We start from the raw sequence: 26658 nt of genomic DNA, 5'->3' as shown, positions 1-26658 counted from the left end.
CTCCAGGCCCTTCCGGGTCATGCGCCCAGGGGCGGTCGTGCGGCGGCACGCGGCGCGGTGTGCAGGTGCTCGCCGACGCGTCTCACCAGACGTGCCATCTCGTAGGCCACGAGACCGACGTCCGCGGTCACGGCGGTGAGGACGGCGAGGCAGGAACCTTCTCCCGCCGCGGCCACGAACAGGAACCCGTCGTCCATTTCGACCATGGTCTGCTGCACACCCCCGGCTCCGAAGTGCCGTCCCGCGCCCTTGGCCAGGCTGTGGAAGCCGGAGGCGACGGCGGCCAGGTGCTCGGCGTCTTCACGGCCGAGGCCGTTCGACGCGCCCACGGCGAGCCCGTCGTTCGACAGCACCACGGCGTGCCGCACCTCGTGCACGCGTCCGACGAGGTCGTCCAGGAGCCAGTCGAGTTCGCGGGCCGGACGGGCGGTTCCCGTGCCGGGATTCTGGATCATGCGCGGTCTCCTTCGGTGCTGTCGCCGGTCGGCGGCTGCGGCGGTGCCGGGCGGCCGGGGCGACGACCGCCGCCGCGCGACCAGCCGTCGCGGTATGCGGCCATGCGGTCCCGCACGGCCTCGGGGGTGCGCTCCTCGTCGTCGCGTGCCCGGCCGGGCCGCGTCAGGCCCACGGGACTCCCGTCGCGCAGCTGGGGGGCCAGACTCGCCTGCCGTACCCGGCGGGGCAGGTCGTCGGAGTCGCCCGTCGGCTGCGACGGGACAGAGCCGTCCCCCTGCGCGACGGCCCGGGAGGCGTCGGGCACGTCCGGGGACCGGTGCAGTCGCAGGGCGGGCGCTCCCGGGGGCCGGCCCGCGGTGGCGGTGCGTGTCCCCGACGGCGCGGTGGCGGACGTCAGCGCAGGCCGGTCGACCGGTGCGGGGACGGGATCCTGCTGCCCGGCGGGACGGGGCACGCGCGCGTACCGGTGCTCCTCGTCCGGGGCCGTCTGGTGTGCCGCCACGGGAGGAGCCGCCGCGGACTCGCTGTGCAGGAGTGCGGTGGGCAGCAGGACGACCGCGGTGGTGCCGCCGTAGGGGGAGGTCCGCAGGTGCACCTTGATGTCCTGCCGGGCGGCGAGTCGGCTGACGACGAACAGGCCGAGCCGGTCGCTGTCGAACAGGTCGAGCGTCTCGGAGCGGGTGATGCGGTGGTTGGCGTCGGCGAGGGCGTCCTTGCCCATACCGAGTCCGCGGTCCTCGACCTCGATCGCGTAGCCGTTGCCGACGGGTTCACCGGTGACCCGCACGCGTGTGTGGGGCGGTGAGAACTGGGCGGCGTTCTCGATGATCTCTGCCAGGAGGTGGGTGACGTCGGCGACGGCGGCGCCCTTGACGGACGCCTCGGGGAGCTGCCGTACCTCCACGCGCGCGTAGTCCTCGACTTCGGAGACGGCGGCACGGACCACGTCGGTCAGGGAGACCGGCATCCGCCAGGCCCGGCCGGGCGCCGCGCCGGAGAGGATGATCAGGCTTTCGGCGTGGCGGCGCATGCGGGTGGTGAGGTGGTCGAGCCGGAAGAGGTCACTGAGTTCGTTCGGGTCGTCGGAACGGCGTTCCATGCTGTCCAGGAGGCTCAGTTGACGGTGGACGAGGATCTGACTGCGGCGGGCGAGGTTGACGAAGACCCCGGCGATGCCGCCGGCGAGTTCGGCACGTTCCACCGCGGCGCGCAGCGCGGCCCGGTGCACGCTGGCCAGTGCCTCGGCGACCTGCCCGGCCTCGTCCTCGGCAGGAGGCCGGGGCGGTGCCTCGGACCGGATGTCTATCTCGTCCCCCGCGCGCAGCCTGCGCATCGCCTCGGGGAGTTTACGCCGGGCGATCTCCAGTGCGCTGTTGCGCAGACCCACCAGCTCGACCACCAGGCCACGGCCGATGCGGACGGAGATGACGAGCGACGCGGCGACGGCCAGGAGGCCGAACAGGACGGCAGCCCCGGCCGGAGTGAACACCCCGCGGGAGAACGGGTCCGTCCGGTCGGCGACCGAGCGTCCGGCGTCCCGTTCGATCGCCCGCATGGCGTCCCGTACGCGCGCGTGTGCCTCGTCCCAGGCGGACCGGGGTGCCGTCGCCTCGACCGGCCGTCCCTGCGAACCGGTGTCGAGCAGTCGGTCCTCCGCGGCACCCACGGCCAGGTAGGCTCCGCTGCCGGCCAGGTCCCGCCAGGCCGCGCGCTGGTCGCCGCGCAGGTCGGCGACGGCTGCCCCGGTCAGTGTCCGGCGTGTGTCGACGGCGCCGGTGAACAGGCGCAGTCGCCTGCCGGCGAGCCCGTCGGCCAGACGCGCTCCGGCCAGCAGGGCGTCCTCCTGGGCCAGTGCCTCGCCCGCGCGGGCGAACTCGACCAGTACGCGCGCCTCGGCTCCCGAATCGGCGTCCTGGACACCGCTCAGCGCGCCGCCCACGTGGAAGGCCGACGAAATGGCTGCCGTATAGCGGCGGTAGGTCTCTTCCCAGTCCGCACGGCGGTCGAGGACGACGGTACGCAACGGCCCCAGTCGTTCGGCGCCGGTGACGAACGTTTCGAGCCGCCGGGCCACTCCGGCGGGCAGTTCCTCGCTGTCGGCCACGGTGTGGTGTTCGCCGAGCCGGAGCTTTCCCACCGCGCGGTCGGTGCGGGCGGTCAGTGTCCGGAAGTCGCCGCCCGGCACCGACGCCGGGTCGGTGGCGCGGCGGACGGCGGCGAGCCGCTCGGCCTGGAGGGCGGCGACGGCCTCGCTCACGGGGACCCGGACTCGCGTGTCCACGCGTTGGACCTGGCGCAGCCGGGAGATGTCCTGGGCGGTGGTGACGGTGGCGTACGCCCACAGGGCCAGGAGCGAGACGACGGGCACCATCAGGAGGCAGACGATCCTGGCGCGCACGGTGCGGGGCTGTATGCGACCTGGCCAGGCACGCGTGGCGGGCGGGCCGGCCGCCTCGCCGACGGGCTCCGTGGGGCCCTCGTCGGCGGGTGGTCCGGCATGCGCGCGCCGGCCGCGCACGGAGGGCTGGGACGGCGTCTCGACGCCCCCTTCGGGCGCGGGACGTGCTGGGGCGGTACGGGGTGGACGCATGGCCTCCTCGCTCGGGACGGGGTCGGTGCGTGGTCGGGGCCCTGCGGCCGGGGTCGGTTCTCGGTCAGCGTCCTGCGGCCGGGGGCCGTCGCTACTGGGTGGTGCTCCCAGCCGGTTGCTGCCGGGCCGAGGTGGACGCCTCGCGCTCTCCGGCCGTCGGCGACAGCGCGACGAAGGCCGACGTCAGGAAGAGGTAGGACCCGAGGCCGACGGCGAGGGGGAAGATGAACTGCATCGCCGTGGCCCCGGGCAGCGCCTCGCCGGACGGCGTGACGCGCACGCTCACCGCGAACATGCCGGTGTAGTGCATGCTGCTCACGGCCGCTCCCATGATCAGCGAGGCGAGGGTGACCGCGAGGGGCGACTCGGTGTTGAGCGCCGCCCACAGGGCCGCGGTGGCGGCCGCGACGGCTATGAGCACGGAGAGCCCTACGCGGACCGGGTCGTAGCTCACCTCACCGTGCAGGCGCATGGCCGCCATGCCGAGGTAGTGCATGCTGGCGACGCCCGATCCGGTGGTGAGTCCGCCGAGCAGGAGCGCTCGTGCCCGGTTGCGGCCGTAGCCGACGGCGAAGACGCCGGCGCAGACGACGAGCACGGCGACGAGGAGACTCACGAGGGTGAGCGGTACGTCGTACCGGATGTCGGTGCCGCTCACCCGGAAGCCCAGCATGGCGACGAAGTGCATCGTCCAGATGCCCGTGCCGATCGCCGAGGCCGCGGTCAGGAGCCAGTTGCGGCGCGTGTGCCCGGTGGCGGCCAGGGCGCGCACGGTGCATCGCAGTCCGAGGGCTGCGCCGGTACAGGCCATCGCATACGACAGCGCGGGGGTCAGCCAGCCCAGGGCGGCGTGGTCCAGGTGTCCCATGGCCCCGGGACGCTAGTCCCGAACGGGGCGCACAACGGGGGCGCATTTCGAAAGGTGTTGCTATATGACACAGACAGGCACTGGAACGATCGCGTCACGCTCGAACGTGTGCGCTGCGACCTCTTCGGTGGTCTTGGGGGATCATGCGAAGCATGAGCGACGACCACACGCGCGTGCAGGAATTCTTCGGCTCCCGGGCCGCCGACTGGGACCGCCGGTTCCCCGACGACGGCCCGGCCTACGCGGCCGCGGTCGCCGAGCTGGGGCTGCGCGAAGGTGCTCGCGTGCTGGACGCGGGGTGCGGCACCGGCCGGGCCCTGCCTCCGTTGCGTGCGGCCGTGGGGCCGACGGGGCTGGTCGTCGGGGCCGATCTGACGCCTGCCATGCTCCGGGCCGCCGTACGGGCCGGCCGGGACCGTGACGGGCGTCTGCTGCTCACCGACGTGGCCGCGCTGCCACTGCGTTCCGGGGCGCTGGACGCCGTGTTCGCGGCCGGTCTCGTCGCGCACCTGCCCGATCCCGCCGTGAACCTGCGGGAGTTGGCGCGTGTCGTGCGTCCCGGCGGGGTGCTGGCGCTGTTCCACCCGATCGGCCGGGCGGCACTCGCGGCCCGGCAGCGACGGCAGCTCACGCCGGACGACCTGCGCGCCGAGCACAACCTCCGTCCGCTGCTGACCGCTTCCGGATGGGACATGACGGCGTACGTCGACGAGGACGCCCGGTTCCTCGCCCTGGCGACCCGCGCGGACTGAGAGCGGGGCCCTTCAAGCAGGCAGCGCCGCCGCCCGCTGGGCGCCCGGGAGCCGGGCACCTCCTGGGCCCGATGCGCCGACCGCCGGAGGCGAGCGCTTCACTCGGGGGCCGACGAGCCGATGTGCCGGACCGGACAGCCCCGGACGCCGGGGACCGGGTGGGTGCCCAGATCGGCCAGCCGGTAGCCGTTCGGATAGCCCTTGATCTCCCGGTTCTGGCGGGCGTGGTGCGGGGCACGCCTCGGCGGCAGCAGGCGGACCACGCGTCCGCGCAGCCTGAGGGCGCGGCGTACGACCGCGCGGGTGGCGGGGCTCGGCGACGGGTAGCCGAAGGCCCGCAGGAGGGGCTCGTCGAGCAGGGCGAGGGTCCCGGCGCGCAGCAGCGGCGCGAGAGGGCGCGGATACCAGGAGGCCATGAGGTCGAGCGTGGCGTCGGAGACCCGGCGCGCGCCCTCGTCCCAGGCGAAGTGGGCCTCCTCGTAGGCGTCGAGACAGGCTTCGAACTCCTCGTAGGAACCCGGGATGTCCCTGATGCCCATGTGCCGTCCCAGCGTGCGGTAGTGGACGGCCGAGGCGACGGTCTCGTGGCGGGACATCCTGCGCCACCCGTAGGTGTCGATCCAGCGTTTGGGGACCACGACGAAGGTGCACAGGACGTACCGCATGTCGTCGTTGGTGATGTCGTAGCTGCGGTGCATCCGGTTGATGCGCCGGATGGCCGTGCGGCCCTGCACGCTGTCGAAGCCGTGCTCGACCACGGCGTCGAGGAGCAGCGCCGTGTCGTCGTACCTCTTCTGGGGCCGGTCGGTGAACTCCGCCGTCTCGGCGAGCAATCGGCCGATGCTCGGCACGGCGTAGGTGCGGTAGAGCGCCAGCTCCAGGGCACGTGCGAAGTCCCAGGGGAACTCGTGGGCCGAGGACAGCCGATAGATCTCCGAGGCGTCCTCGTAGGGATCCATGCTCCGGATCCGCGCCAGTAGTTCGAACCGCCGCGTCATGTGACCGCCCCCTTCTGCCGCCAGGGGTTCAACTCTACGTTGAGTAGCAGGAGATGCACGGTCAGCCAGGATGATCTCATGGGGAGGGTGGTCCGTTTGTTCGGCAGGATCCGCGAGGCTTGGGACAGATCCCGCACCGCTCGGCGCACGGAGGGGAGCAGGGAGGGGGACGCGGGCGGCGGATCCCGCTCGCACAACCTGTTCGAGGCCGCGGCCGCTTACGTCTCGGCGTGTGTGGACGACGATCAGGACCGGATCGACGAGGCGGCGGGCCGCGTGTCGCCGGAGGCCCTGTCGTTCGGGGTCAACGAACTGGCGTGCCGGGCCGTGATCGCGCTCGCGCGGGAACGGGACGAGCCCCCGCGGGACGTGGCCCGCGCGCTCCTGGGGCTGCCCGCGGTCTGAGGGTCGCGCCTCGGGTGCCGAGTGGTCGATTCGCCCCCGTCCAACCGGAAACCTGCAGCTCGGGTGCGTCTGGGAATCGTGACAAGGGCTTCCCGGGCACACTAGGGTGCCCGCCATTGGACGAACCGATGGGGAGGCTGGGATGGCCGGGACGGACGAGGACGCCGTCGCCGCCGCGGACGATGCGCTCTATGTGCTCACGGCGGTGCTGCTGACGCCGGCGAAGTTTCCGAGTGTGCTGGGCGACGACTACCCGGAGGCGTGTGCCGCGCTCGGTCTCCCGCCGTTGGCCGACGGCTACGGCCTGGTGCTCGGCCAGGACGGTGACGGCGCCCGGTGGACCGTCGTCGTCGACGACGTCTCGCTGGTCGCGGTCGCCGTGGCGTCCTGGGACTGCGGCATGGAGTACGACCTGTCGCCGGACGAGCGATCGGTCGTCACCGCGCTGCCCGGCTGGCCCCTCGCGGTCGCCGTGGCGGCCCCCGGTGTGCCCGTGCCGCACGACCCCGGGCCGGAGTCCACCGACCAGCCCCCGCTGTGCCCGCCGGACACCACTGTCTGGGGACCGGCACAGCGCCGCCTGGGGGCCGACGAGATCGCGCTGCAGTGGGCGCAGTGGCGGGAGCAGATCGACGACGCCGAGTTCCCGACGCCGGACGCAGACGCCGATTCACCGAACGGCGCCCCCGGCGACGGCGCGGGGGCCGGTGCGGTCGGGGCAGCCCGCGCCGCGGACGAGGCCGTTGCCCCGGACGACCGGACCGGCGCCGGGACCTTCCGGCACGGCGGTGTCCGGCGCGTCCTCGCGGAGGCCCGTGCGTACATCGACACGCCGCCGCCACTCGGCCGGGTCCGGTCGTCGTTCGCGCCGGGTGACGCGCGCACGCTGCGTGCCGACGGCCCCGGCTGGTCGCTCGTCGCCAGGACCGACGACATCGCGTTCGTCCTGCTCGACGAGGAACCCGGTGAGGTCCTGCCGGTGGGGCGGGGGCCGTCGCTGCCCGGCCTCCTGGAAGCCCTCGACAGGATGGCCGTACGGCCCAGCTGACGAGGGACACCGAAGGCGCCCCACCGCTCTCGCACACCGACGGAACCGGCCGCCTCGCGAGGTCAGCGCCTCAACGGCCTATCTCCCTGCGCGAGACGCGGCGCAGCCTGCGCCGCTGCGAGGGGTCGAGGCTGAGATAAGCGGCGGCCGGGACTCCCAGAACGATCAGCAGGGCGGCCCACCAGGGCAGCCAGATCAGCAGGATGAGTCCGGCAGCCACTCCTCCCGCTGCGACCTTGGCGTTCTTCGACATGATGTCGCCTCCTTCGCGGCCACTGCCGCTCTCTGTCCTGAAAACGGACCCGCGCTCTGGGCAGTTCCGCGGCGCGACCCTGAGAAGTCCCTGAGGACCGACCCCGACACGCCCCTGAGAGCGCGCCCGCGACCGAGTCCGGAGAGGCACCGGAAGACATCTCCCCAACTGAATAGTGAGCCATGCCACAAACAGATCGCATCCCTCAGCTCCACCGATCACATATAATCGGCCGCCGCATCCTAGCTAGTCAAATTTGAGGAATACGTCATCGCTGCGCAGAACGCCCTTCCGACCCCCTCTGAGATCTCCGCACTCACTGACTGCTGCGCCGTTTTCCTGCCCGGTGATCCAGCCCGCACCGGCACGATCGCCTTCTGGCGGCCCGACGGCGAAGCGCCCGGCACCGTCCCGTCGGGGACCCCGGGGAGCCTGAGGGTCGTCCTGCCCGCCGACGAGGGCGTGGCAGCGGTGAGCGTGCCCGCGGTGCTGCTCCCGGTCAGGGCCGCCCTGCCGGTGCTCACCCGCGCGCGTGCCGACGCGGCCGGACATCGGGCGTCGGTGTTCTGGGGTGCGGTCGCCGTCGAGGCCCTGCACCTCGTGGCATGCGGACGGTTGCTGCCCGGCCTGTCCGCGGCCGGACACGACGCCTGGCGCGCGGGTCCGCTGGACGCGGAGGAGACCGAGCGGGTCCGCCATCTCGCCGCCGCCATGCCGCCCGAGGCGCACGCGGTTCCGGCCGACGGCACCGGTCCCGCACGCCTGCCCGACCCGGAGGGCCTGGTGCGCTCCTTCCTGGACGCCGTCGCGGACACGCTGCCCCGCTCCCCCGCGGCCGGACTGGTGACGGGCGGACCCGTCTACGCCTCGCGGGAGCCCCGGCTCTCGCCCGAGCTGCGCGAATGGGCCCTGGACGTCGCCGCCGGGCACGACACGGGCGTACGGCTGTCGCTGCGTGTCGAGGTGCGGGGACTGTCGGCCGCGGCTCCCCAGGACGCCCGGCCGACCTTCCGTGCGGTCCCCCAGGTGCACAGCGTCAGCGATCCCGCGCTCGTCGCGGACACCGCCCAGGTGTGGGCCGGCACCGTGGCCGCCGCGTTCGGCACGCGCGCGCGGATGGACGCTCTGCTCGCCCTGCGCCGGGCGGCGCGCGCCTGGCCGTCGCTCACGCCCCTGCTGTCGGCGGCCGTACCGGACGCGGTCGAGCTCACCGACGAGGAGATCGCCGAGCTGCTCGGAGCCGGCTCCCGTGCGCTCGCCGGCGCCGGAGTCGACGTGCACTGGCCGAGGGAGCTGGCCCGCGACCTGACCGAGCGCGCCGAGGTGGGGCCCCCGGACGGCGAGCCGGGGGCACGCACGGCGCCGTCCGAGGCCGGCGCGTCGTTCCTGTCCGCCGACGCGCTGCTCGCCTTCAACTGGACGTTCGCCCTCGGTGGCAAGGGCCTCACGCGCGAGGAGCTGGACCTGCTCGCCGAGGCCAACCGCCCCGTGGTGCGCCTGCGCGACCAGTGGGTGCTCGTCGCCCCCGAGGAGGCCCGCCGCGCCCGCGCCCGGCAGGACCACAAGGTCACGCCGGTCGACGCGCTCGCCGCCGCCCTGACGGGCTCGACGGAGGTCGACGGACGCCGCGTGGAGGTGCGCCCCACGGGATGGCTGGCCACCCTGCGGGAGCGCCTCGCCGACCCCGAGGCACAGGAGGCCGTGGCACAGCCCGCCGCCCTTCGGGCCACGCTGCGCGACTACCAGCGACGAGGTCTCAACTGGCTGGTCCGCATGACGTCGTTGGGGCTCGGCTGCTGTCTCGCCGACGACATGGGGCTCGGCAAGACCATCACACTGATCGCCCTGCACCTGCACCGGCAGTCGGACGCGGACGCATCCGGCCCCACCCTGGTGGTCTGCCCGACCTCGCTGATGGGCAACTGGCAGCGGGAGATCGAGCGCTTCGCGCCCGGCACGCCCGTACGACGCTTCCACGGCACCCGCCGCGACCTCGACGGTCTCGCGGACGGCGAGTTCGTGCTGACCACGTACGGCACCATGCGCCTGGACGCGAAACGGCTCTCCGCCGTGTCGTGGGGCATGGTCGTGGCGGACGAGGCGCAGCACGTGAAGAACCCGTACTCCGAGACCGCGCGGCAACTGCGCTCCATCGGCGCCCGCGCGCGCGTGGCGCTCACCGGCACCCCGGTGGAGAACAACCTCTCGGAACTGTGGGCCGTCCTCGACTGGGCCACGCCCGGGCTGCTGGGCCGGCTCGGCAGCTTCCGACGGCACTACGCCCGGGCCGTCGAGGGCGGACAGGACCCGGCGGCGGCGGAGCGACTGGCCCGGCTCGTAGGGCCCTTCCTGCTCCGACGCCGCAAATCGGACCCCGGCATCGCACCGGAGCTGCCGCCGAAGACGGAGACGGACCACCCGGTGTTCCTGACGGCGGAACAGACCGGCCTGTACGAGGCGGTGGTGCGCGAGGCGCTCGCGGAGATCGCCGGGGCCGACGACATGGCGCGGCGCGGCATGATCGTGAAACTGCTCACGAGCCTCAAGCAGATCTGCAACCACCCGGCGCAGTTCCTCAAGGAGGACCGGCCGAAGATCACCGGCCGCTCCGGGAAGCTGGAACTGCTGGACGAACTGCTCGACACGATCCTCGCCGAGGAGGCGAGCGTGCTGGTCTTCACCCAGTACGTGCAGATGGCACGGCTCCTGGAGCAGCACCTGGCCGCACGCGGCGTGTCGTCGATGTTCCTGCACGGCGGCACGTCGGTCACCGCACGGGAGTCGCTGGTGCGACGGTTCCAGGACGGCGAGGTCCCGGTCTTCCTGTTGTCGCTGAAGGCGGCGGGCACCGGGCTGAACCTCACGCGCGCGGAGCACGTCGTGCACTACGACCGCTGGTGGAACCCGGCCGTCGAGGCACAGGCCACCGACCGCGCCTACCGCATCGGTCAGACCCGCCCGGTCCAGGTGCACCGGCTGATCGCGGAGGGGACCATCGAGGACCGCATCGCCGCCCTGCTGAACCGCAAGCGGGAACTCGCCGACGCGGTCCTGGGCTCGGGCGACGCGGCGCTGACGGAACTGACCGACGCCGAACTGGCCGACCTGGTCGAACTGCGAGGAGGTACGCGATGACTGAGTACGACACCGATGCGGAGCGGACCTTCGTCGCGCTGCCGCCCGCCCAGGGACGGGGCTTCGCGCAGACCTGGTGGGGGCGCGCCTGGCTGAAGGCGCTGGAGGACGCGGCGATGGACGCGGCGCAGGTGAAGACGGGGCGCAGGCTCGCGCGCGCGGGAGCGGTCGGCGCGGTGTCGGTGCGGCCCGGGCGCATCACCGCGGTCGTACAGGACCGGGACCGTACGGCGCATCGGGCCGACGTCCTGCTGGAGCGGCTCTCCGACGCGCAGTGGGACCGCTTCGTCGACATGGCGATCGAGCGCTCCGGGCATGTCGCGGCGCTGCTGGACCGCGACATGCCGCCGCACCTGGTGGAGGACGCCGCGGCCGCCGGCATCGACCTGCTGCCGGGCATGGGCGATCTGGAACCGGAGTGCGACTGCGGTGCCTGGGACCACTGCGGACACACCGCCGCACTCTGCTACCAGGTGGCGAGGCTGCTGGACCAGGATCCCTTCGTCCTGCTGCTGATGCGGGGCCGCGCGGAGGACGCCGTACTAGAGGCACTCCAGACACACGGCTCAGCACCCTCGGAGGAGCCCGCCGGTCCACCGGAGGGCGTGGACGCCGCCGAGGCGTACGCGGCGGGACAGGTCCTGCCTCCGCTGCCCGCGCCGCCCGTCCTCGGGGACGGTCCGGGTGTACCGCCGTCCCTGGACGCGGAGACGGCCTCCCCGCCCGGCGTCGATCCGTCCCGCCTGTACTTCCTTGCCTCCCGGGCGGCGGCGGAGTCCCACCGTCTGCTGGCCGAGGCCCTGCGCGGCGGGCACGACCGGCGGCCCGTGCCGCCGGAGCCGACCGCGAGCCAGGATGCGGTGCGCCTGGCCGCCGGGGATCCCGGTCCGGATGTGCTGGACCGCCTCGGTGCGGGTTCGGGACGCACGCCGGAGGCGCTGGCCGAGGCCGTACGCGCGTGGCGGCTCGGCGGTGGCGCCGCGTTGTCGGTGCTCGAAGAGGAGTGGGCGGTGGAGGGCGACGCGCTCACACGCGCGCGTGCGGCACTGGAGTCGGCCTGGGAGGAGGACGAGCGACCGCAGTTCCGGGCCCTGGCCAACCGGTGGACCGTCGTCGGGGCACCGCACCAGCTCCGGCTGGACCGCGAGGGGCGTTGGTGGCCGTACCGCAGGGAGCACGGCCGATGGGTCCCCGCGAGCGGCGCCGACCAGGACCCGGCGACGGCCCTGGCCACGGCGGTCCTCGCGACGGGGGACGAGACCTGACACCCAGCGCCGCCCGGCGCTGGCGGGCCTCAGCCGGCCAGGTCCCGTTTCCGCGCCGTCCCGTCCGGCTCGCCCGGTGCGTCCTGTGGACGACACGCGCGTGCTCCGGCCCCCTCCGCGAGGCAGGAGGCCGGAGCACGCGCACCGGAACCGTACCGGTCAGCGGGCGCCGAGGAGGTGGTCCATGGCGAGCTGGTCGAGGTGCTCGAAGGCCATGCCGCGCGCGGCGGCCGCGTCCACGTCGAAGGCCTCGTAGGCGGTCCGGTCGGCCAGCAGGGCGGCCAGACCGTCCTCGGCGGTCGGGCGGGCCAGCTCGTCCAGCCGGGCCGCGGCCAGCGCCTCCTGCACCTGCGGATCGGCGCGGAAGGCCGCGGCCCGGTCCTTGAGGATCAGGTAGTTGCGCATGCAGCCCGCCGCCGACGCCCACACGCCGTCCAGGTCCTCGGTCCGCGGCGGCTTGAAGTCGAAGTGCCGCGGGCCCGCGTACCCGGCCCGCTCCAGCAGGTCGACGAGCCAGAACGCGGCCCGCAGGTCGCCCGCGCCGAACCGCAGGTCCTGGTCGTACTTGATGCCCGACTGGCCGTTGAGGTCGATGTGGAAGAGCTTGCCCGCCCACAGGGCCTGGGCGATCCCGTGGGGGAAGTTGAGACCGGCCATCTGCTCGTGGCCGACCTCCGGGTTCACGCCGTACAGCTCCGGCCGTTCGAGACGCTCGATGAAGGCCAGGGCGTGCCCCACCGTCGGGAGCAGGATGTCACCGCGCGGCTCGTTCGGCTTCGGCTCGATCGCGAACTTCAGGTCGTAGCCCTGCTCGGTGACGTACTCGCCCAGCAGGTCGAAGGCCTCCTTCATCCGGTCCAGGGCGTCCCGCACGTCCTTGGCCGCGCCGGACTCCGCGCCCTCCCGGCCGCCCCAGGCCACGTAGACGCTCGCGCCCAGCTCGACCGCGAGGTCGATGTTGCGGATCGTCTTGCGCAGCGCGTAGCGGCGCACGTCCCGGTCGTTGGCGGTGAAGGCGCCGTCCTTGAACACCGGGTGCGTGAACAGGTTCGTCGTCGCCATCGGCACCTTCATGCCGGTCGCGTCCAGTGCCTGCCGGAACCGCTTGACGTGCGCCTCCCGCTCGGTGTCGCTCGATCCGAAGGGGATCAGGTCGTCGTCGTGGAACGTGACGCCGTACGCGCCCAGTTCGGACAGGCGCCGCACCGACTCGGCCGGGTCCAGGGCCTGCCGGGTGGCGTCACCGAACGGGTCACGGCCCTGCCAGCCGACCGTCCACAGACCGAACGTGAACCTGTCCTCGGGAGTGGGCTGGTAGTTCATGGTGCGGCTCCTCACTCGCTGCCGGTCAATCGCTGCCGACTATTTCGTCATGGCGCTTTACAAATTAGTATGCACACACGGTCCTGGGAAGGGACAAGGTGTCCCCGAAGGAGTGAAGACCGGGTCCCAGGACCCGCGGAAGAGGGAGAAGCCCGATGTCAGCAGCCGAGGGTCCGCTCGTCGTCGGCGTGGACACGTCGACCCAGTCCACCAAGGCACTGGTCGTCGACGCGGCCACCGGCCGGGTCGTCGCGAGCGGCCAGGCGCCCCACACCGTGTCCTCCGGGGCCGGCCGGGAGAGCGACCCCCGCCAGTGGTGGGACGCGCTGGGCGAGGCCCTGAACCAGTGCGGCGAGGCCGCCCACGAAGCCGCCGCGGTCTCCATCGGCGGGCAGCAGCACGGTCTGGTCACCCTGGACGCGCAGGGCGAGCCGGTGCGCCCCGCCCTGCTGTGGAACGACGTGCGCTCGGCCCCGCAGGCCCGCCGCCTGATCGACGAGCTGGGCGGGGCCAAGGCCTGGGCGGAGCGCACGGGGAGTGTGCCCAGCGCCTCCTTCACGGTCACCAAGTGGGCCTGGCTGACCGAGCACGAGCCGGACGCGGCCCGCGCGGTGAAGGCCGTACGGCTCCCCCACGACTACCTCACCGAGCGCCTCACCGGCGAGGGGACCACCGACCGGGGCGACGCGTCCGGCACCGGCTGGTGGGCGTCGGGCACGGAGGCGTACGACGAGGGGATCCTCGCGCGCGTGGGGCTCGATCCCGCGTTGCTGCCCCGGGTCGTGCGACCCGGCGAGGTGGCCGGCACCGTACGCGACGGCCACGGCCTGCCGTTCTCCAAGGGCACCCTGGTCGCCGCCGGCACCGGCGACAACGCGGCCGCCGCACTGGGCCTGGGACTGCGTCCCGGCGTCCCGGTGATGAGCCTGGGCACGTCGGGCACGGTGTACGCCGTGTCCCGGCACCGGCCCGCCGACCCGACCGGCACGGTGGCGGGCTTCGCCGACGCGCGCGGCGACTGGCTGCCGCTGGCCTGCACCCTCAACTGCACACTGGCCGTCGACCGCGTCGCGTCCCTGCTGGGACTGGACCGGGAAGCCGTCGAGCCGGGCACCGGCGCCACGCTCCTGCCCTTCCTGGACGGCGAGCGCACACCGAACCTCCCGCATTCCTCCGGTCTCCTGTACGGGCTGCGGCACGACACCACCGCCGGCCAGTTGCTCCAGGCCGCCTACGACGGCGCCGTCCACTCGCTGCTCGGCGCGCTCGACCTGGTCCTCGACGCCGACGCGGACCCGTCCGCGCCGCTGCTGCTGATCGGCGGCGGCGCCCGGGGCGCGGCCTGGCAGCAGACGGTACGGCGGCTGTCGGGGCGGCCGGTCCAGATCCCGGAGGCCAGGGAACTGGTCGCGCTCGGCGCGGCGGCACAGGCGGCCGGCCTGCTGACCGGCGAGGACGCGGCCGCCGTCGCCCGGCGCTGGAACACGGCCGCCGGACCGGTGCTCGACGCCGTGGAACGGGACCAGGCGACGCTGGACAGGATCACCGGGGTACTCTCCGACGCGGCACCACTGCTGGAACAGGACGCGTCCGCCCGCTGAGGACGCGCTCGCGCGGGCGTGGCGCGGCCACCGGTGGGCAGTCCACGAACGGTTGTGGGGGCACCTCGCGGGAGCGCCACCGGACCGGGAAGCGCCGGAGCCGCCCGGGGCCTGTCCGGCGTGTCCCGCCGCCGGATCGCAGGCACGGGTGCCGCGACCACACGGGCGCCGCGACCAGTGGTCACCGGCCGCGACCCGGCCGGGCGACGACAGAACGAGGAATGACGGAGGCATGACCGCACCGCCGCACGAAGCCCACCCGGCCCGCCCCGGACGGCGCGCGCTGCCGGACACCCAGCAGGGAATGCGCCGCCGCAATCTCGCGCGGGTGATGCACACCGTCAGCGCCGAGGGCCCCCTGTCCCGGGCCGCCGTCGCCTCACGGATCGGGCTGACGCGAGCGGCGGTGTCGACCCTCGTGGACGAGCTGATCCGCTCGGGCCTGCTGGAGGAACTGGGCCCCGAGCGCCCCGGCCGCGTCGGCCGCCCCGGGTCCGCGCTCGCCGTCAGCGCCCGGGGCCCGGCCGGCATCGGGGCGGAGATCGGCGTCGACCACCTCGCGGTCTGCGCGGTCGACCTGCGCGGCCGGGTACGCGCGCGTGCCGTTCGCTACGGCAGCAATCGGGGCCGTTCGCCGGAGCCGGTGCTCGCCCAGCTCACCGGCCTGGTGCGGCAGGTCGTGTCGGAGGCGGAAGGCGAGGGGTTGTGGCCGGCCGGGCTCGCGGTGGCCGTGCCGGGTCTCGTGGCCCGGGACGGCCGGACCGTCGTACGCGCCCCGAACCTGGACTGGCACGACGCGGACCTGGGCGCGCTGCTGCCCGCGGACCTGCCGCCGACGGTGGACAACGAGGCCAATTTCGGCGCGCTCGCCGAACTCTGGCTCGGCGACGGCACGCCCCGGGACTTCCTGCACGTCTCGGCCGAGATCGGCATCGGTGCGGCCGTGGTGTTCGACGGCCGGCTGCTGCGCGGTACCCGCGGCTTCGCCGGCGAGCTGGGGCATGTGCCGGTCCATCCCGACGGTCCCGAGTGCGCGTGCGGCGGACGCGGGTGCCTGGAGCAGTACGCCGGTGAGAAGGCGGTGCTGCGTGCGGCGGGCGTGGAGCCCGGGGAAGACCGGGTCGGGCTGCTCGCCGGACGTGCGGCGGAGGGCGACGAGGACGTACGGCGTGCCCTGCGCGAGGCGGGCACGGCCCTGGGCATCGCCCTGACCGGAGCGGTGAACCTGCTGGACCCGGAGGGCGTGGTGCTGGGCGGCGCACTGGCCGGTCTCGCGCCCTGGCTGCTGCCGTCGCTGCGGGACGAACTGGCCCGGCGCACGGCCGGCCCCGCCTGCCCGGTGGCGGTGTCGGAGCTGGGCCCGCAGGGACCGCTGCTCGGCGCCGCGCACTCCGTCGTGCGTGCCGTTCTGGACGACCCGGGAGCGGTGGCCGAGCGGGCCTGAACCCCGCTCGCAGGGGTCCCGCCGAGGACCGGACCCGCGACGCCCGTTCACTCGATCGAGTGAGCACAGTGTCCACAAGGCGGTGGCTGTCCACGGAACGGCGCGGCGGCCTACTGCGCAACGCCCGCTGCCCGTACGGTGATTCACGCGGACGCACCTCGCCCCATGGGCGGTCGGACGTCCGCGTCGGCGTTCTGCTCCGCGGTTCGTGTCAACCCGTCATGTCGCTGCGGCATGCCGCCACGGCGTGCCTCTCCGCCCTGTCGAACGGCCGAGCAGCCACCCCCCCACCGGGCCCAGCGCCCCACGACGAAAGGGCAATCCCATGGAAAGGGAAAGGACAGCACCCGCTCCGACCAGGCGGCGGCTCCTCAAGGGCGCCGCGCTCGCCACCGTCCCCTACACCCTGCTCTCCGGCACCCGGGCCGCCGCGCGGGCCGGTGCCGTCGACTACCCCTCGGCGGAGTGGCTGCCGGCGAGCGCGTCGAACTACAGCCGGTCGAGCCGCCCCACGGCCTATCCCGTCGACTACGTGGTCGTCCACGTCACGCAGGAGACGTACGCCGACACCTTGTCCATCTTCCGCGATCCCGAGAGGCAGGTGTCCGCGCACTACGTCGTCCGGTCCTCCGACGGGCACGTGGCGCAGTGCGTCCGCGAGACGGACATCGCCTGGCACGCGGGCAACTGGGACTACAACACCCGCAGCATCGGGATCGAGCACGAGGGGTGGGTGGACCGGCCCGAGTACTTCACCAACGCCCTGTACGAGCAGTCGGCCCGGCTCACCGCGGCGATCTGCACCGCCTACGGGATCCCCAAGGACCGCTCGCACATCATCGCGCACCACGAGGTGCCCGGCAGCGACCACACCGACCCGGGGCCCTTCTGGGACTGGACCCGCTACATCAGACTGGTCAACTTCGCCTGACCCCTGGCCGCCCCTCAGCCCGTGCCTCACCACCGCCTGACCCGTGCCTCGTCCGCGCCCCTCACCCGTCTCGTCACCGGTGTCCGCTCGGAACGCCACATTCGGGTGTCCGGCCGGTCGAAGTGGTTGTCCGCGCGTACCGGCGGAGTCACGATGTCCCACACCGCAACACCGTCCGGGGAGGCCGAGTTGACTGATGCATGGCTGGCTCTGGAACCGGGAGCCGACCCCACCGAGCGCGCGCGGACGCTGCGTCGCGCGCACGAGACCTTCACCGAGGCGGGGACGGTGCCGCAGCCCGTGCGGGCCGTGGTGGCGGAGTCGTGGCGGCGGTCGGTCCGGGCGGGTGTCGGCCCGGACGGTGCCGCGAGCGTGGAGCTGATGGACGGCGACCTCGGCGCCTACCGTGCCGAGCATCCGCTGTCGCGGGTGATGCCGCTGGTCCGGGAGCTGCTGGGGACGTTCGCCTCCGACGGCGAGCACCTGCTCGCCGTGTGCGACGCCCACGGCAGGCTGCTGTGGGTCGAGGGGCATCCGGCCACCCGGCGGCGGGCGGGACGGATGAACTTCGTCCCCGGGGCCCGCTGGTCGGAGTCGGCGGTCGGGACGAACGCGCCGGGCACGGCGGTGGCCGTCGGCCGTCCGGTGCAGGTCTTCGCGGCCGAGCACTTCATACGCCGGGTCCAGCCCTGGACCTGCGCCGCTGCTCCGGTGCACGATCCCCGTACCGGGCGGGTGCTCGGCGCCGTGGACATCACGGGCGGGGACGGTCTGGCGCACCCGCACAGTCTGGGTTTCGTGCAGGCGGTGGCGCGGGCCGCGGAATCGCAGCTGGCGCTGCTCGCTCCGGAGCTGCCGGGGCCCGGGGCGGCCGAGCTGACCGCGCTGGGCCGGGACGAGGCGTTGCTGAGCACGGACGGCCGCAGGATCAGGCTGAGCCGGCGGCACAGCGAGATCGTCGTGCTGCTCGCCCACCACCCCGAGGGTCTGACCGGCGACGAGTTGCTCTGTGCGCTGTACGAGGACGAGACGGTGCCGCCGGTGACACTGCGGGCCGAACTGGCCCGCCTGCGCGGCATTCTGGGGCCCGGCCGGCTGGCCTCACGACCGTACCGGCTCACGATGCCCGTCGAGTCCGACGCGGCGGTGGTCGAGCGCCGTCTGCGGGCCGGTGCGGTGACGGGAGCCGCGACGGTGTACGCGGGGCCGCTGCTGCCCGGCTCCCAGGCCCCGTCGGTCGTCCGACTCAGGCACCGGCTCGCCGACGGTCTGCGCGCAGCGCTGGTCACCTGCGGTGATCCCGACCTGCTGGCCGACTGGGCCCACGCGCCGTGGGGGGAGGACGATCTCGACGTGTGGCGCGCGCTCGCGGCGGTCCGGCCCACGGCGGCGACACGCTCCCGGCTCGCGGCGCTGGAGGCCGAACTGACGGCACCGAGCGCGAGGTGAGCGCACCCGCCGGTCAGCGGCGCTCCTGGGGACCGCGGGCCGACAGGCGACACGCGGCAGGCGACACGCGAAACGGCACACGGCACACGGCACACGGCACACGGCACACGGCAGGCGATACTCGGTACGCGGCACTCGCAACGTCTCTGCAACGTCCCGCTTCCTAGCCTCGCGCGCAGAGCTGTCCAACGGCGGGCAGCGCTCGATGAGGAGGCACCAAGGATGACCCGTTACGCGGCGCCCGGCACCGAGGGCGCGATCGTCTCCTATCAGTCGCGCTACGACCACTTCATCGGCGGCGAGTACGTGCCGCCGGCGCGCGGGCAGTACTTCGAGAACCCGTCCCCGGTGAACGGCCTGCCGTTCACCGAGATCGCGCGCGGCACGGCGGACGACGTGGAGCTGGCGCTCGACGCCGCGCACGAGGCCGCTCCGGGCTGGGGCCGTACCTCGGTGACCGAGCGTTCCGACATCCTGTTGAAGATCGCCGACCGCATGGAGGCGAACCTGGAGCGCCTGGCGGTGGCCGAGAGCTGGGAGAACGGCAAGCCGGTGCGCGAGACGCTGGCGGCCGACATCCCGCTGGCCATCGACCACTTCCGCTACTTCGCGGGTGCGCTCCGCGCCCAGGAGGGGTCACTGGGCGAGGTCGACGACGACACCGTGGCTTACCACTTCCACGAGCCCCTGGGAGTCGTCGCGCAGATCATCCCGTGGAACTTCCCGATCCTGATGGCGGCCTGGAAACTCGCCCCCGCTCTGGCTGCCGGGAACGCGGTGGTCCTGAAGCCCGCCGAGCAGACCCCGGCCTCGATCCACTACTGGCTGAGCCTGGTGGCCGACCTGCTGCCGCCCGGAGTGCTGAACGTCGTCAACGGTTTCGGCGTGGAGGCGGGCAAACCGCTGGCGTCGAGCCCTCGGGTGGCGAAGGTGGCGTTCACCGGCGAGACCACCACCGGGCGGCTGATCATGCAGTACGCCTCGGAGAACATCAAGCCGGTCACGCTGGAGCTGGGCGGCAAGTCGCCGAACATCTTCTTCGACGACGTCTGGGCGCGGGACGACGACTTCCGCGACAAGGCGCTCGAGGGCTTCACGATGTTCGCGCTCAACCAGGGCGAGGTCTGCACCTGCCCGTCCCGGGCGCTCGTCCAGCGCGGCACCTACGCCGAGTTCATGGAGGCCGCCGTCGCCCGCACCGAGGCGATCAAGCCGGGTCACCCCCTGGACACCGACACGATGATCGGCGCGCAGGCCTCCAACGACCAGCTGGAGAAGATCCTCTCCTACCTGGACATCGGCCGGCAGGAGGGCGCCAAGGTGCTGACCGGCGGTGAGCGGATCGAGCACGACGGCGAGCTGAAGGGCGGGTACTACGTCCAGCCGACGATCTTCGAGGGGCACAACCGCATGCGGATCTTCCAGGAGGAGATCTTCGGCCCGGTCGTGTCGGTGACGTCCTTCGACGACTTCGACGACGCGATCAAGACCGCCAACGACACCCTGTACGGCCTCGGCGCCGGCGTATGGACCCGCGACATGAACACCGCCTACCGGGCCGGTCGCGCGATCCAGGCGGGACGGGTGTGGACGAACTGCTACCACGCCTACCCGGCGCACGCCGCCTTCGGCGGCTACAAGCAGTCGGGCATCGGCCGGGAGAACCACAAGATGATGCTGGAGCACTACCAGCAGACGAAGAACGTTTTGGTTTCATACAGCCCGAAGAAACTTGGGTTCTTCTAGAGTCTCAAGTCGGCTGCCTGGAGACGCCGTTACGCTCCAGGCAGTCCGACACCGGAGTCACTCTGGGTAAGCAACAGACTGCCTCAGGTCGAGGGTCGACCTGCACGAGGACTGTCCCCGGACCAGTCACGGACCAGGCTCCCGTCCGGGGTGAGGCAGGCGACAACCCTTTGACACTTGTGGTGGCACGACCTGGCGGGACCGCGCGGGCCCTGGAGCACGCTCCGCGGGCGTGGGAACATGCTTCGAGCCCGACCGCTCTCATCACGTGGCCCCGTGACCATCGCTGGCGGCCACGTGCCTGGCGTGGTGCGTCAACTCACCCCAGAGTGGTGGGGACCGATTACCCGGCGGGCTGTCAGTGCCTGCGCATAGCCTGCCGACATGCCTTCGAATACCGGTGAGCTCCGCCACGTCATGCTCGGCTCGATCTTCAGGCCCGAGGTTCCCCTGGGGTCGGCCCGGGACATCCCCATCGCTTGCCACGCCTCGGCAACAGGCAAGGGCAAGCTCCACGGAAGCCCCGAGTGCAGCGCACTGCGGTCGGCCGCTTCTGTGAACCAGTTCGACATCCCGTTCGGCGAAGCCGTCGAGCGGCTCTGTAAGAACTGCCGGTGGGCTCTGTTCACGGACAGCCCGCTCCTGCCGCTCGGCGCGGCAGTGAACGACGTGGACTCTCTCACCATCTGGCTCGACAGGGACCCCGAGGACGAGGATGACATCAAGGCGGAGCGTGACGCGGCCACCGCCCTCGCTACCGGCGACTACCCACCCCACACCAATGACGTCGGCGACACGGATGAGGACGACAACGAGGCTGGGCACGACGAGGAGTGGGAACGCTATGACCGCGCCCGCAACCTCCGCTATGGACGCCACTCACACTGGCGCCGACTGCACTCCTACCTGATACGGAGCAACCAGGCAGTAGCCGATTACCCGTTCCTCGCCCCTTGGGCCGACGGACTGCAGAGTCGACTCACCGCCGTCCTTGACTCCGAGCGTCGGGCCTTCGCGGCCCTCGTCCAGCCGGCCCATCTGCTGGAGGCGGCTGCCGTACGCGTCCTGCCCACGCCGCGCTTCTCCAACGATCCCGGCTTCGCCGGGTTGGGAGCGGAAGCGGAGAAGACCTTCCGGCGAGCCTGGTATGAGTGGAGTCGCCGAGCCACCTGGTCCTGGCAGCGCCTGGAAGATCATGACTTCTCGGTGTACACCGTCGTCAGCGACGCCTTCGGACGCCGCCGCAAGGGGAAGCCCGAAGCTCACACCGCCTTCCGTCAGCTCAGCGCCGACTGGATCCGCCAGGCGCGCGAAAGAGCCGCCCGCCCCGCCACCACGCCGTGGCAGCTGGTGGCAGTCAAGACACCCGCTCTACCACGCACCCGCCACAACGAGCCGGAACGCGACCCTCTCACCCTCTGGGAGGCATCAGTCATCGCCACCTACCAGGTAGCTTTCAACCGGAAGTCAGGCACCACAGCCTTGCTCGTTCCTCACCTCGTCGCTGAGCAACTGCTCGCCTGCGCCTCCCACGACATGCCGGTCCAGCGACTTGCCTCAGACGGCAGCGCTCTGCCCGCGGAGACGCTGCTGGAGCAGTGGGACCACGAAAGCCTCACCCATTCGTGACCTCGCGCTGTCACCTCGCCGCCAACACGGCCGTGATCAGATCCCAGGCAGCCTGACCGTTGACGGCAGAGGAGTGGAGGAGCACGAACGCCTTGCGGAACAGATCGACCCGGTCCTGGTCTGTGATCGTCTCGGCCCCGCGGGATCCCACGATCTCGACCTTGTGGTCTTCGAAGATCGAGAATCCGCCTCCAGGATAAACTCCGAGGTGGGGCACAGGCCTGGATAATGTCCAGAGGCAGGCCCGGCAGATCCATCGCGTCCAGCAGCCGGTGAAGCTGGCCTCGCATGAACTCGGGCCCGCCGAGATGGGTGTTTGAGCTGTACCGAGATTTGTGGAGTCCCTGATGCCAGGGTTACCGTCCTGGCGAAGGAGAACCACCAGCACCATGGCAGCACCCCGTAAATAGCCTGACGAACTCCGCGAGCGCGCGATTCGCGGGGCCCGCACCACCGGCCGCCCCATCGCCCACGTCACGAAGGACCTCGGCATCCACAAAGAAGCCCTGCGCGGCTGGGTCCGCCAGGCCGAGGTCGACCGCGGCGAGCGGGACGACGGGCTCACCACCACCGAGCTCGACGAGCTGAAGCAACTCCGCAGGAAGTCGCAGAGTTGAGGCGGGCGAACGAGATCCTGAAAGCCGCCTCGGTGTTTTTGCCCAGGAGATCGACCGTCCCGGACGAGACCGAGCAGGTGATCGACCACCTGCGTGGACACGGCCTCGGGGTCGATCCCGTCTGCCGGGTGCTGGAGCTGTCCCCGTCGACGTACTTCGCCCGCAAGAAGCGGCCGAAGTCGGCCCGCCGGCTCCGGGACGAACAGCTCATGCCGCTGATCGAAGAGATTCATGCCGAGTCGGGCGGCACCTGTGGTGCCCGCCGGATCACGCGGGCCCTGGGCGCAAGGGCGTCGAGGTGGCCCGCTGCACCGTCGAGAGGCTGATGGCCGAGCTGGGTCTGGAGGGCGTCATCCGTGGCCGAGGGCGCCGGACCACGGTTCCAGAGCCGTCGGCGCCGCGTCCGCCGGGCCTGGTCGACCGCGACTTCACCGCCAGACGACCTGATCATCTGTGGGTGGCGGACATGACCTATGTCCGCACCTGGTCGGGGTGAGCGTATGTGGTGTTCGTCCTGGACGTGCACTCGCGGATGATCGTCGGGCTGCAGGTCGCGAACCATATGCGGCCCGAACCCCCGCTGGACGCCCTGGAGATGGCCTTGTGGAGACGGAGGATCAAGAAGGACTCCGGGCTCATTCATCACAGCGACCGAGGGTCGCAATACGTATCAATTCGGTATAGCGACCGGCTCGCCAACATCGGCGCCTCCGCGTCGGTCGGCTCGGTCGCGGACTCGTATGACAACGCGATGGCCGAGGCCCTGAACGGCACCTACAAGGCCGAGCTGATCGAGATGCAGGGCCCCTGGAAGGACGTCGACCAGGTCGAGCGGGCGATCTTCCAGCGGATCACCTGGTACAACGAAGAGCGTCTTCACTCCACGCTCGACTACGGGCCGCCGGCCGAGTACGAGGAAGCCTTCTGGCGGAGCCAGGAGCAAACCCCGCGGCGGGCGATCACGCCGCCGCGTAGCTTGCCCGGAACAGGTCCTGCGCCCACTCCACGTCCCTCGGCGTACGCAGCTGCACCTCCAGATCACCCGTCCCGTGGTGACCGAGACCAGACACGTCCCGGATGAAGCCCCGAACAAGGTCGACGTCTTTCGGGTCGACCTTCAGGTAGACCACCCGCTTGCTGCGCTGCGGCGGCACAGGCAGGCGAAGTTCCGCAGTCGCTGATAGGCCCGGTAGGTCTTGCGCTCCACCCGGTTCGCGCCGTCCCGAGCCCGAGCAGGACCTCGTCGACCGCGCCTGCCAACTCGCGCATCGACGCGCCCTGGACATCGGCCGCCGCCCGGCGCCCTGCCCGGCGGGCCACCTGCATGCCGCCGCTCACGGAGGCCACGGTCTCAAACCCGAGCAGGTCGCTGCCGAAGAGTCGGTGGACGGGCCCAGTGCTGTACTCGCTCGCCAGGAATCGGACGCCCAGCAGCGTCTCCATGTGTGCCTCGACGAGACCCTGCACATCGGCCTCGATCTCAGCAAGACGCGGCATGACCTCGGTCATGCCGCTATCCGTCGTGCCCGTGCGGAACAGTCCTCAGGCCCGACACGCTCCCCTCCACGGCTCGGAGGTATGGGATTGTTTCCGCAGGAGGCTTCGGAAGCGTGAAGGTAGCGTGAGACCTTACGAACGGGCCAATCGGGTCTCCCGCGCACTCCCGATCCTGTCCGACTCAGCCGACCACGCAGCGAAGACTGTGCGGAAAGCGGATATGGAACGGCGAAGCTGAACCGACGCGCCCAGGTAGGCCAGCAGACGTGCTCTCCGCGCGAGCGGAGGTGAGCTGCCCATCGCCGCGGAGGAACAAAGGCCGACCTCCAGCGCACAGCCCCGGCCCGCCACGCTGCCCTACGTCGAGTGAAGCCGAAAGAGCCTCCGTCAACCGTGGGAGCGCTCTGGGACTTTTCTGGGACTTTCGGCTTCATCAACTGGCACGAGCGTGAAACAACTGAAAGACCATTCTCCCAGGTCAGCGACCGAATCCCTCTCATCGTCGCAGGTCACCGCGCTGGCTGGTCTCTTCCGCGACATCTGATCTGCAGGACCAGGCGACTACGCTTTGAGCGCCATCAGCCCTCGGCGTTGCCTCGTCACCCGCAGCCTTAACGCCCCCTGACCTGCCCAACGTACGCCTGACACCCCATCAGTACGAGCGTCAAATGAGAGTCACGAGCGTCATTTCAGCGTCAAGATATCGCCCGTAACGCCCACACCGCACATAATGCACACGGGCAAAACCGCAGGTCAGGAGCCCTTCGCGGCCGGTTCGAGGATGGCCACGCACTCCACGTGATGCGTCATCGGAAAGATGTCGGCCTGGACGGAGCGCGGAAAACCCCTGGTCAGGACCCATTTCTCGACTCATAGTCCTTCATGCGGAGCCGTGCAGCGTCAAACGAGCGTCATGCGGGCAAGGACTGCATACCGCCGCACTCGGCGTTCGCTCATCACTTCGTTACTGCCCTCCGACAGCAACCGCGGCATCCCGCACCCGGTTGCGCTCCCGCTCACGACCGTGCGCCATCTGATCAAGTCGGTCGACCGCCACCGGGCGTGGACGCGCATGACCGAGCACGCCAACCTCGTATCACACCGCGGTCAGGTGGGCCCATGCCCCAGCACCGCCGGGCCCACCTGACGGCATACCGCTCTGGGCGCTGCCTGACGCGGAGCCACTCGCGTCGGACGTTCCTTCGGTACAGCCGGTCATGGTCGCCACGCTGGCAGCTCCACCGAGCAGTAGGGAACGGTTCACAACCAGCGGACGGACGGCCAAGCCGAGGAGCGGCGCCTCTGCCGCTACGGAACGGTGCCGCCCCGGTCGTCGGCTCCCTGGTGGAAGCCCTCTAAGATCAAAGCCTTCTATCTACTAGACAGAACATCATTCTGCTCAGTAGGTTCCTAATGATGACCTGGCGTCGACACCCTGGACAACAAGGCCACCCCACCCACATCCGGCTGAACCGTTTAGTTGCTCGCATCTGACGTCACACTGCGCGCCTATGCGGCGGCCGCCCCAGCAGCAAGCAAGGAGTACAGACGTCGATGTTGACGCACGATGCGGTCGCCAGCTGGGACGGATTGCTCGCGACCGGTCTGCTCGACGTCACCAACGACCCCGCGGCACTGGACTCGGAGGGATTCTGGGCGGTGGTGATCGGCTTCGAGGGCGAGGTCATCTGCGCACGGTTCGCGGAGGTACGAGCGTCGACGACCGGGACGGGGCCGGCCCGCTGGCGCGGCCCCGAACCGCAGCGGTGGGAAACTTCGCTCGACCGGGGGCAGTTCACCGCAGCAGTCGGCCGCATACGTGAGTACATCGCGGCCGGGGAGATGTACCAAGTCAATCTGTGCCGCATCCTGTCGGCACCGGTCGCTCCGAACGCCGACATCCTGTCTCTGGCTCACGCGCTGCGACTGAACAATCCCGCGCCACAGGCCGGCGTCGTCCGTCTCCCCGGGCAGCACATCGAGGTGGCGACCGCTTCGCCGGAGCTCTATCTGCGCCGCAGCGGACGAACGGTGACTTCGAATCCCATCAAGGGGACCGGCCGCACCGAGAGCGATCTGCTGGAGAAGGACCACGCCGAGAACGTGATGATCGTGGACTTGGTCCGCAACGATCTGGGCCGCGTCTGCTCCCCGGGGAGCGTCATCGTTCCCGAGCTGTGCGCGGTCGAGAAGCATCCGGGTCTTGTCCATCTCGTCTCCTCGGTGGAGGGCGAGTTGCGGCAGGACGTCGGATGGCCGGATCTGCTCGCCGCCACCTTCCCGCCCGGTTCGGTCACCGGAGCTCCCAAAGAGCGCGCACTGCGGGTCATCGGAGAGCTCGAACCTGTGGACCGCGGTCCGTACTGCGGTGCCGTCGGTTGGGTCGACGCCGACCAGAAACGGGGCGAACTCGCTGTCGGAATCCGGACCTTCTGGATCGACCGTCGGGACGAGCTGCTCCGGTTCGGCACGGGAGCCGGCATCACCTGGGGCTCCGATCCCGAACGCGAATGGGAGGAGACCGAACTCAAGGCCCGGCGCCTGCTACGGATCGCCGCATCAGGGGCTTCGGGCCCCGCGTGGTGTCCGCCGGAGCAGGACGTGCGCGGTGCACCTGCCGCGTGATCCGCAGCCGTTGTGCCGGTGACCCC

The 26658-nt window shown here is 71.7% G+C and carries 22 protein-coding genes and 2 pseudogenes; 16 read left to right on the top strand and 8 right to left on the bottom strand.

The window, feature by feature from the left end:
• Positions 1 to 17: 17 nt before the first annotated feature.
• From K7854_RS17070 to K7854_RS17060, 3 genes are all read right to left on the bottom strand, one after another.
• Positions 18 to 455, bottom strand: coding sequence for a roadblock/LC7 domain-containing protein (locus K7854_RS17070; RefSeq protein ID WP_226027375.1), 438 nt, complete (start codon positions 453 to 455; stop codon positions 18 to 20).
• Positions 452 to 3046 carry a sensor histidine kinase gene (locus K7854_RS17065; protein WP_226027374.1) on the bottom strand — a complete coding sequence of 865 codons (2595 nt, stop codon included), beginning with the start codon at positions 3044 to 3046 and terminating at the stop codon, positions 452 to 454. Before K7854_RS17065 ends, K7854_RS17070 begins: the two co-directional genes overlap by 4 nt.
• 91 nt (positions 3047 to 3137) lie before the next feature.
• Positions 3138 to 3914, bottom strand: coding sequence for an MHYT domain-containing protein (locus K7854_RS17060; RefSeq protein ID WP_226027373.1), 777 nt, complete (start codon positions 3912 to 3914; stop codon positions 3138 to 3140).
• Between the two features lie 152 nt (positions 3915 to 4066).
• Here K7854_RS17060 and K7854_RS17055 point away from each other — a divergent pair, with 152 nt between their 5' ends.
• Positions 4067 to 4666: a class I SAM-dependent methyltransferase gene (locus tag K7854_RS17055; protein ID WP_226027372.1), complete on the top strand. Its 600-nt coding sequence runs from the start codon at positions 4067 to 4069 to the stop codon at positions 4664 to 4666.
• Between the two features lie 98 nt (positions 4667 to 4764).
• Here K7854_RS17055 and K7854_RS17050 read toward each other — a convergent pair whose 3' ends face one another.
• Positions 4765 to 5664, bottom strand: a complete 900-nt coding sequence (locus K7854_RS17050; protein ID WP_226027371.1) for an oxygenase MpaB family protein — start codon at positions 5662 to 5664, stop codon at positions 4765 to 4767.
• 78 nt (positions 5665 to 5742) lie between these two features.
• On the opposite strand from K7854_RS17050, the gene K7854_RS17045 reads away from it, so the two are divergent.
• On the top strand, positions 5743 to 6069 hold the full coding sequence (locus K7854_RS17045; protein WP_226027370.1) for a hypothetical protein: 327 nt from the start codon (positions 5743 to 5745) through the stop codon (positions 6067 to 6069).
• Between the two features lie 142 nt (positions 6070 to 6211).
• A complete protein-coding gene (locus K7854_RS17040) occupies positions 6212 to 7117 on the top strand; it encodes a hypothetical protein (protein WP_226027369.1) in 906 nt (301 codons plus the stop codon).
• 70 nt (positions 7118 to 7187) lie between these two features.
• On the opposite strand, the gene K7854_RS17035 is transcribed toward K7854_RS17040, so the two are convergent.
• Complete coding sequence (locus K7854_RS17035) at positions 7188 to 7370, bottom strand: tail-anchor membrane protein (protein WP_226027368.1); 183 nt, start codon at positions 7368 to 7370, stop codon at positions 7188 to 7190.
• Between the two features lie 270 nt (positions 7371 to 7640).
• Here K7854_RS17035 and K7854_RS17030 point away from each other — a divergent pair, with 270 nt between their 5' ends.
• A complete protein-coding gene (locus K7854_RS17030; protein ID WP_345606122.1) occupies positions 7641 to 10505 on the top strand; it encodes an SCO1167/SCO6262 family helicase in 2865 nt (954 codons plus the stop codon).
• Entirely contained in the window at positions 10502 to 11770 is a 1269-nt protein-coding gene (locus K7854_RS17025; RefSeq protein WP_226027367.1) for an SWF or SNF family helicase, read from the top strand. Before K7854_RS17030 ends, K7854_RS17025 begins: the two co-directional genes overlap by 4 nt.
• Before the next feature lie 159 nt (positions 11771 to 11929).
• Here K7854_RS17025 and xylA read toward each other — a convergent pair whose 3' ends face one another.
• The gene (gene xylA, locus K7854_RS17020) at positions 11930 to 13093 is read right to left on the bottom strand and encodes a xylose isomerase (RefSeq protein ID WP_226027366.1); all 1164 of its coding nucleotides are present in this window, start codon (positions 13091 to 13093) and stop codon (positions 11930 to 11932) included.
• 155 nt (positions 13094 to 13248) lie between these two features.
• On the opposite strand from xylA, the gene xylB reads away from it, so the two are divergent.
• The 6 genes from xylB (at position 13249) to K7854_RS16990 (ending at position 21893) form a co-directional block, all read left to right on the top strand.
• On the top strand, positions 13249 to 14694 hold the full coding sequence (gene xylB / locus K7854_RS17015) for a xylulokinase (protein WP_226027365.1): 1446 nt from the start codon (positions 13249 to 13251) through the stop codon (positions 14692 to 14694).
• A 232-nt stretch (positions 14695 to 14926) separates the two neighbouring features.
• The gene (locus tag K7854_RS17010) at positions 14927 to 16138 is read left to right on the top strand and encodes an ROK family transcriptional regulator (RefSeq protein WP_226027364.1); all 1212 of its coding nucleotides are present in this window, start codon (positions 14927 to 14929) and stop codon (positions 16136 to 16138) included.
• 325 nt (positions 16139 to 16463) lie between these two features.
• Positions 16464 to 17069: an N-acetylmuramoyl-L-alanine amidase gene (locus tag K7854_RS17005; RefSeq protein WP_226027363.1), complete on the top strand. Its 606-nt coding sequence runs from the start codon at positions 16464 to 16466 to the stop codon at positions 17067 to 17069.
• A 153-nt stretch (positions 17070 to 17222) separates the two neighbouring features.
• On the top strand, positions 17223 to 18518 hold the full coding sequence (locus tag K7854_RS17000; protein ID WP_226027362.1) for a GAF domain-containing protein: 1296 nt from the start codon (positions 17223 to 17225) through the stop codon (positions 18516 to 18518).
• Positions 18519 to 18740: 222 nt separating this feature from the next.
• Positions 18741 to 20264 carry an aldehyde dehydrogenase gene (gene adh, locus K7854_RS16995; protein WP_226027361.1) on the top strand — a complete coding sequence of 508 codons (1524 nt, stop codon included), beginning with the start codon at positions 18741 to 18743 and terminating at the stop codon, positions 20262 to 20264.
• A gap of 384 nt (positions 20265 to 20648) precedes the next feature.
• Positions 20649 to 21893, top strand: a complete 1245-nt coding sequence (locus K7854_RS16990; protein ID WP_226027360.1) for a hypothetical protein — start codon at positions 20649 to 20651, stop codon at positions 21891 to 21893.
• 10 nt (positions 21894 to 21903) lie between these two features.
• On the opposite strand, the gene K7854_RS16985 is transcribed toward K7854_RS16990, so the two are convergent.
• Positions 21904 to 22110: a hypothetical protein gene (locus K7854_RS16985; RefSeq protein ID WP_226027359.1), complete on the bottom strand. Its 207-nt coding sequence runs from the start codon at positions 22108 to 22110 to the stop codon at positions 21904 to 21906.
• Between the two features lie 217 nt (positions 22111 to 22327).
• Between K7854_RS16985 and K7854_RS37805 the strand changes: the two genes are divergently transcribed.
• The 4 genes and pseudogenes from K7854_RS37805 to K7854_RS16965 form a co-directional block, all read left to right on the top strand.
• The gene (locus K7854_RS37805) at positions 22328 to 22510 is read left to right on the top strand and encodes a transposase (RefSeq protein WP_226027411.1); all 183 of its coding nucleotides are present in this window, start codon (positions 22328 to 22330) and stop codon (positions 22508 to 22510) included.
• Entirely contained in the window at positions 22507 to 22836 is a 330-nt protein-coding gene (locus K7854_RS16975; RefSeq protein WP_226027358.1) for an IS3 family transposase, read from the top strand. The genes K7854_RS37805 and K7854_RS16975 overlap by 4 nt, the downstream gene beginning before the upstream one ends.
• The gene (locus K7854_RS16970) at positions 22836 to 23006 is read left to right on the top strand and encodes a hypothetical protein (RefSeq protein ID WP_226027357.1); all 171 of its coding nucleotides are present in this window, start codon (positions 22836 to 22838) and stop codon (positions 23004 to 23006) included. Before K7854_RS16975 ends, K7854_RS16970 begins: the two co-directional genes overlap by 1 nt.
• Before the next feature lie 36 nt (positions 23007 to 23042).
• A pseudogene (locus K7854_RS16965) lies at positions 23043 to 23369 on the top strand (transposase domain-containing protein); the annotation flags it as partial.
• 100 nt (positions 23370 to 23469) lie between these two features.
• Here the strand turns inward: K7854_RS16965 and K7854_RS16960 are convergent.
• A pseudogene (locus tag K7854_RS16960) lies at positions 23470 to 24019 on the bottom strand (hypothetical protein).
• 1542 nt (positions 24020 to 25561) lie between these two features.
• Here K7854_RS16960 and K7854_RS16955 point away from each other — a divergent pair.
• Positions 25562 to 26632, top strand: a complete 1071-nt coding sequence (locus K7854_RS16955) for a chorismate-binding protein (protein WP_226027356.1) — start codon at positions 25562 to 25564, stop codon at positions 26630 to 26632.
• Positions 26633 to 26658 lie beyond the last annotated feature (26 nt).

The sequence above is a fragment of the Streptomyces hyderabadensis genome (assembly GCF_020404845.1).
Classification (GTDB): domain Bacteria; phylum Actinomycetota; class Actinomycetes; order Streptomycetales; family Streptomycetaceae; genus Streptomyces; species Streptomyces hyderabadensis.
Note: the sequence above shows the minus strand (reverse complement) of the source record. Positions and strands in the feature narration are given on the sequence as shown.